The sequence below is a fragment of the Streptomyces huiliensis genome, assembly GCF_020037025.1.
GTDB lineage: Bacteria > Actinomycetota > Actinomycetes > Streptomycetales > Streptomycetaceae > Streptomyces > Streptomyces huiliensis.
In genome coordinates this window covers 1-4,429 of sequence record NZ_JAIQLH010000426.1, presented here as the reverse complement: position 1 = coordinate 4,429, position 4,429 = coordinate 1, and the positions used below count along the sequence as shown (strand labels likewise).

Annotated in this window: 6 protein-coding genes; 2 read left to right on the top strand and 4 right to left on the bottom strand. The window is 76.2% G+C overall.

Features of this window, described 5'->3' with window-relative positions:
• Positions 1–69 precede the first annotated feature (69 nt).
• Genes JNW98_RS34660 through JNW98_RS36420 form a run of 4 tightly spaced genes read right to left on the bottom strand, consistent with a single transcriptional unit; the run spans position 70 to position 2,997 of the window.
• Positions 70–954, bottom strand: coding sequence for a 5-oxoprolinase subunit C family protein (locus JNW98_RS34660; RefSeq protein WP_223772252.1), 885 nt, complete (start codon positions 952–954; stop codon positions 70–72).
• Positions 951–1,589, bottom strand: coding sequence for a 5-oxoprolinase subunit B family protein (locus tag JNW98_RS34655; protein WP_223772251.1), 639 nt, complete (start codon positions 1,587–1,589; stop codon positions 951–953). The genes JNW98_RS34660 and JNW98_RS34655 overlap by 4 nt, the downstream gene beginning before the upstream one ends.
• The gene (locus tag JNW98_RS34650; RefSeq protein ID WP_223772254.1) at positions 1,586–2,356 is read right to left on the bottom strand and encodes a LamB/YcsF family protein; all 771 of its coding nucleotides are present in this window, start codon (positions 2,354–2,356) and stop codon (positions 1,586–1,588) included. The genes JNW98_RS34655 and JNW98_RS34650 overlap by 4 nt, the downstream gene beginning before the upstream one ends.
• A complete protein-coding gene (locus JNW98_RS36420) occupies positions 2,353–2,997 on the bottom strand; it encodes a GntR family transcriptional regulator (RefSeq protein WP_263421520.1) in 645 nt (214 codons plus the stop codon). The genes JNW98_RS34650 and JNW98_RS36420 overlap by 4 nt, the downstream gene beginning before the upstream one ends.
• A 246-nt stretch (positions 2,998–3,243) precedes the next feature.
• Here JNW98_RS36420 and JNW98_RS34630 point away from each other — a divergent pair, with 246 nt between their 5' ends.
• Both JNW98_RS34630 and JNW98_RS34625 read left to right on the top strand, forming a co-directional pair.
• On the top strand, positions 3,244–3,984 hold the full coding sequence (locus JNW98_RS34630) for a DUF969 domain-containing protein (RefSeq protein WP_223772250.1): 741 nt from the start codon (positions 3,244–3,246) through the stop codon (positions 3,982–3,984).
• A partial coding sequence (locus JNW98_RS34625; protein WP_223772249.1) for a 5-oxoproline transporter, DUF979 family subunit occupies positions 3,981–4,429 on the top strand: 449 nt, incomplete at its 3' end. The genes JNW98_RS34630 and JNW98_RS34625, both read left to right, overlap by 4 nt.

The following is a 4,429-nucleotide window of genomic DNA, read 5'->3' as shown; positions in this document are numbered from 1 at the left end:
CCCCTCCCTTTCACCGTTTCTTCCGGGGCTACGCCCCGGACCCCGCATCGCGGCTGCGCCGCGAAGTCCTCAAACGCCGGACGGGCTGGAGGGTGCGCGTACCACCGCGAAGCGGACCCGTGTCCCCGGTACCGCCTGGGCCGCCGCCGTCAGGGCCGGTTCGGGGACGACGCCGATGACCGGGTAGCCGCCCGTCGTCGGGTGGTCGGCGAGGAAGACGACCGGGCGGCCGTCCGGGGGGACCTGGACGGCGCCGAGGACCATGCCCTCGGAGGGGAGTTCGCCCGGAACGGAGCGTTCCAGGGCGGGGCCGTCGGTGCGCAGGCCGATGCGGTTGCTCGCGGGGGAGACCCGGTAGGCGCCGCGGGCCAGGGCGTCCAGGGCCGTGGGGGCGAACCAGTCGGCGCGCGGGCCTGGGACGAGGGGCAGGACCAGCGCGTCGGAGGGGGGCGCGGGGCAGGGGGCCGCGTCCACGGTGGCGGGCGGGCCGCAGGGGGTGCCGAGCGGGAGGACCGCGCCGTCGGTCAGCGGTTGGGGGCCGAGGCCGGAGAGCAGGTCGCGGGAGCGGCTGCCGAGGACCGGGGGGACGGCCACGCCGCCCGCGAAGGCGAGGTAGGAGCGCAGGCCCGCGCGGGCCCGGCCCACGTCGACGACCGTGCCCGCCGGGACACGTACGGGAGCGCCCCAGGCGACCGGCCGGCCGTCCGCCCGCACCGCGCAGGGGGCTCCGGTGACCGCGAACGTGACGGCCGTGTCGACGCGCACGGCACAGCCGTCCACCGTCGTCTCCAGGGTCGCGTACGTTTCGGGGTTGCCGACCAGCCGGTCGGCGAGCCGGTGCGCGGGGGCGTCGAGGGCGCCGGAGCGGGGGACGCCGAGGTGGGCGTGGCCTGGCCGGCCGAGGTCCTGGACGGTCGTCAGGGCTCCGGGGCGGACGACCGTCAGGGCGGTCATCGGGCCACCTCGAAGCGGACCCGGGTGCCGGGGGCGAGCAGCGCGGCCGGTTCGCGGCCCGGGTCCCACATCACCGCGTCCGTCCGGCCGACGAGCAGCCAGCCGCCGGGGGAGGAGCGTGGGTAGACGCCGGTGTACGGGCCGGCCAGCGCGACCGAGCCGGCGGGGACGGCGGTGCGCGGGGTGGCCCGGCGCGGCACGTGCAACTCCGGCGGCAGGCCGGTCAGATAGCCGAAGCCGGGGGCGAAGCCGCAGAAGGCGACCCGGAAGTCGAGCGAGGAGTGGACGCGTGGCACCTCCGCCTCGGGGACGCCCCAGAGGGCGGCCACCTCGGCGAGGTCCTCGCCGTCGTACCGCACCGGGATCACGACGGGCTCGCCGTCGGCGGGCGGCAGCGGCGGCACGGTCCAGCCGGCGAGGTCGGCCGCGAGGGCGCCCGGATCGTCGAGGCCGTCGAGCAGGACCGTGCGCGCGGCGGGGACGATCTCGGTGACCGGCGGGAGGGTCCCGGCCTCGCGGCGGCGCAGGAGTTCGGCGTGCAGGGCCTGGGCGGCGGCGGTGTCGGCGACCTCGACGAGCAGCGCGCGCCGCCCGACGCGCAGCGGGCGCGGGGCGTCGTCCCGGGAGTCGCTCACGCGAACGCCTCCAGCCGGACGCCCGCCGTCTCCAGCGCCGCCCGCACTCTTCGGGCCAGTGCCGCCGCGCCGGGCGTGTCGCCGTGCAGGCAGAGCGAGCGGGCCCGGACGGCGACCTCCTCGCCGGTGAGCGCGGTGACGGCGGCGTCCCGGGCCAGCCGGACGGAGCGGGCGACGACGGCCTCCTCGTCGGTGACGACCGCGCCCTCCTCCCGGCGCGGGACGAGCGTGCCGGCGGCGGTGTACGCGCGGTCGGCGAACGCCTCGGCGACGGCGGGGAGTCCGGCCTCCTCGGCCGCCGCGAGCAGCCGGGACCCGGGCAGGCCCAGGACGGGCAGCCGGCCGCCCGCCCGGAGCACGCCCGCCACCACGGCGCCCGCCTGGTCCGCGTCGGCGACCGCGCGGTTGTAGAGCGCGCCGTGCGGCTTCACGTAGGCGACGTCGGCCCCGGCCGCACGGGCGAACACCCGCAGCGCGCCCACCTGATAGGTGATCTCGTCGGCGAGCTCGTCCGGCGGTACGTCCATGGCGCGGCGGCCGAAGCCGGCCAGGTCCCGGTACGAGACCTGGGCGCCGATCCGGACGCCGCGGGCGACGGCCTGTTCGCAGACGCGCCGCATGGTGGAGGGGTCGCCCGCGTGGAAGCCGCAGGCGACGTTGGCGCTGGTGACGACGGAGAGCAGGGCCTCGTCGTCGGTCAGGTGCCAGCGGCCGAAGCCCTCGCCGAGGTCGGCGTTGAGGTCGAGAGGAAGGGCCGGGTGCGTCATGGGCGGTTCTCCAGCATCGTGTCGACGATGAGCTGCCGGGCGTCGTCCAGATAGGCGGTCAGTTCGGCCTCGGCGCGGTCGGTCCGCCCGTCGGCGAGGAACCGCTCGATGGTGCGGTTGCGGATCAGGAACGGCTGGTGGAAGCCGCGGGGCGAGGGCATCGCGTGGAAGGCGAGCCGGAGTTCGGCGAGCAGCCGGTCCATCGTGGCGTCGATCCGCGGGCTGCCGCTGAGCGCGGCCAGGGCGCGGTGGAAGCGCAGGTCGGCGGTGGCGACCGCGGGCCAGTCGCCGTCGTCGGCCGCCCACTCGGCCTCCGCCACGGCGGTGGTGACGGCCTCGCGCAGGGCGCGCGGGGCCTCGTCGGCGGCGCGGACCCCGGCGAGCTCCAGCGCGGCCCGCAGCCGGTAGATGTCGGCCACGTCCGCGGGGCCGGGCGAGCGGACGAACACGCCCCGGTTCAGCTGGTGTTCGACGAGGTTGTCGTGGACGAGGAGGCGGAACGCCTCGCGCAGGGTGTTGCGCGAGACGCCGAGGTCCTGGCCGAGGGCCTCCTCCGAGAGCTGGGTGCCGGGCGGCAGGACGCCGCCTTCGATGCGGTCGCGGAGCACGGTGGAGACGCGCTGCGCGGTGGAACGGGCCATGACGTCTCCCGGGGAGAGGGTGACCGGTGTGTGCTCTTGGGCGGGGAGCGGCGCGGTCCGGTGGTGAAAGTGGTGGAGGCCGCGCGAGAACCCTTGAGGATTGTTGAACAACATCTTAGCCTCCTCGGCAAGTCGGTTCACGCTTTCTCCCGTTGAGCTCCCCGTGAGCGGGGACCGGGCGGGGCTCGACCCCTGCGAAACGACATCCGCGCGGCAGACGCGCGAAGCAAACGGAAGGCGGGGCCCATGCTCGTACTCCTGGGCGTCCTCGTGGTCGTGGCCGGATTCGCCACCCGGCGCAACCCCCTGCTGGTGGTCGGCGTCGCCGGCATCGCCACCGGCCTGCTCGGCGGCCTCTCGCCGCGCGAAGTGCTGGCGGCCTTCGGCACCGGCTTCGCCTCCAGCCGAGGCGTGACGATCTTCGCGGTGACCCTGCCCGTCATCGGCCTGCTGGAGCGCCACGGGCTGCAGATCCAGGCCCGCCGGCTGATCGCCCGCTTCGCCGGGCTCACCACCGGCCGCTTCCTCGCGCTCTACCTGCTGCTCCGCCAGGTCACCGCCGCGATCGGCCTGGCCGGCGCCTTCGGGCACGCGCAGACCGTGCTCCCGCTGGCCGCGCCCATGGCCGAGGGGGCCGCCGAGCGGCGGCACGGTGGGCCGCTGCCCGCGAAAGTCCGTGAGCGGATACGCTCCTTCGCCGCGAGCGCCGACAACGTCGGCTTCTTCTTCGGCGAGGACGTCTTCCTGGCCGTGGGCTCGATCCTGCTCATCACCGGGTTCGTCAACACCACGTACCACACCCGGCTGGAGCCGCTGGACCTCGCGCTCTGGGCGATCCCGACGGCCGTCTGCGCCCTGGCCGTGCACGGCTGGCGGCTGCTGCGGCTGGACCGGACGCTGCTCGCGGCCCCCGTCGTCGCCGACGCGCCGCCACCCCCGGACCCCTCGGAGGCCCGTCCCGGCGCCGGACGGGAGGCCGGCCGATGATCAAGGCGGAATGGTTCTTCTGGCTCGTCGGCGGCCTCTTCCTGCTGATGGCCGCCCAGATGCTCACCGACCGCACCAACCCCAAGCGCCGCGGCAGCGCCGCCTTCTGGGGCCTGCTCGGCCTCGGTTTCGGCTACGCGACCTGGGTGGCGGACGGCAGCGCGCCCCCCGAACCGCTCGGCGCCGCCGTCCTCGTCATGATCTGCCTGGCGGGCTTCGGCCGGACCGGACGCGGCGCCAGGCCCGAGGGGGAGGCCGAGCGACGCCGGAAGAGCGCCGACCGGTTCGGCGGGTGGCTGTTCCTCCCCGCCCTGACCATTCCCGCCGTCGCCCTGGTCTGCGCCGTCGGCCTCAAGAAGGTGCACTGGGACGGCAGGCCGCTGCTCCAGAAGGGCAGCGAGACCATCCTCGGGCTCGGCATCGGCGCCGTCGTCGCGCTCGTCGT